This window comes from Burkholderia sp. LMG 13014 (genome assembly GCF_905232215.1).
Classification (GTDB): Bacteria; Pseudomonadota; Gammaproteobacteria; order Burkholderiales; family Burkholderiaceae; genus Burkholderia.
Genome location: NZ_CAJNKE010000975.1, coordinates 1 through 1,420 on the forward strand (window position 1 = coordinate 1; position 1,420 = coordinate 1,420).

The 1,420-nt window shown below is 60.9% G+C and carries 1 protein-coding gene and 1 pseudogene; both read left to right on the forward strand.

Translation table 11 applies throughout. From position 1 onward, the window contains the following. Positions 1 to 129: 129 nt before the first annotated feature. Positions 130 to 1,230 carry an RHS repeat protein gene (locus JYJ84_RS36665; protein WP_240201959.1) on the forward strand — a complete coding sequence of 367 codons (1,101 nt, stop codon included), beginning with the start codon at positions 130 to 132 and terminating at the stop codon, positions 1,228 to 1,230. Beyond that, positions 1,200 to 1,420 (forward strand): annotated as a pseudogene (locus JYJ84_RS38170) (RHS repeat domain-containing protein); the annotation flags it as partial. The gene JYJ84_RS36665 and the pseudogene JYJ84_RS38170, both read left to right, overlap by 31 nt.

Below are 1,420 nucleotides of genomic sequence, written 5' to 3' on the forward strand. Positions count from 1 at the left end.
CAGCGCATCGACGCGCTTGGCCAGGTTGAGCGGACCGAGTGGAACGGGTACTACGACCTGCCTGTAGCGGAAACCGATCCGGCGAATTCGCGCTGGATTTACCGTTACGACGATCTCGGCAACCTGACGATGATGCGCGATCCGGCGGGTTTTGCGACCGAATATCACCGGGACGAGCGCGGGCTGGTGCATACGATTCGCGATGCGCGGGGTGGGTACAAGTTCCTTGAGTGGAATGGACGTGCGCAGTTGACGTCGTATACCGATTGTTCCGGCAAGGTCACGCGGTTTGCGTACGACGCGCGTGGTGCGCTCGCTCGTGTGACCGATGCGGCCGGGCAGTCGACCGTGTACGAAACGGATGCAATGGGGCGGGTCACGGGGATCGGGACGGCGGATGGTGCGCGTCAGACGTTCCGGTATGACGTGGCTGGGCGTCTCGTCGAAGTTGTTGATGCGAATCAGCGCAGCACGCGTTATGAGCTCAATCCGCGTGGATTGTTGTTGTCTCGCACGGATGCGGCTGATCGTGTGGTGCGGTTCGATTACGACGATGCGTTCCGGCTCGCGAGTTTGACCAACGAAAATCGTGAGTCGTATCGGTTCCAGTATGACCGTCGAGACTTGGTGGCTGCGCAGATCGGGCTCGACGGCCACAAGCGTACATACGAATACGACGTGTGTGGCCAAGGCACGATCGTACGGGATGGAAAGATCGAGACGCGATACGAGCGCGATGCGATTGGACGACTGACGGCGAAGCAAACCACGCATGAACGATGTGAATACCTGTACGACAAGGCAAGCCGAATCGTGTCGGCCGAGTTGTACACGCTGGCTGCTCGTGGGCCGTCGCTGAAGAATCGGGTCAGCCTGAAGTACGGGGCGCGCGGTGAGGTGCTCGAGGAATACACGCCGACGGGCTGGCTTGCGCATACCTATGACGAGCTTGGTAACCGCGTCAGCACCACGATCTCGGGCGAGCGCACGATCGATTGGCTGCATTACGGTTCGGGGCACGTGCACCAGATCCGCGTTGACGGTACCGCAATTGCTGACATCGAGCGCGACGATCTGCATCGGGAAGTTCTGCGGACGCAAGGCAACCTTACGAGTCACTTCGGGTATGACGCGGTTGGCCGTCGTGCTCGACACGTTGCGCAGCGAGGCCGGTCGGCGGATGAGTTGCTTGCGAAGCAATGTGGCAATACGACGCTGCGGGAGAAGTGATCCAGAAGCGGGATCTGCGCTATGGCACGACGAGCTACCGATATGACCCGACGGGACGCATTGAACAGGCGGCCGGGCCGGGATTGCCGTCGGAAGTGTTTCGCTGGGACGCGGCGGCGAACCTGGTGTCGAGCGATCACCCGGGAGGCTTCGTAGAGCACAACCGGCTCAAGATGTTCGAGGACAAGCG

Bases quoted from the DNA above. Each gene is read 5' to 3' on its own strand.
- JYJ84_RS36665 (WP_240201959.1), top strand. From the start codon at position 130: ATGATGCGCGATCCGGCGGGTTTTGCGACCGAATATCACCGGGACGAG.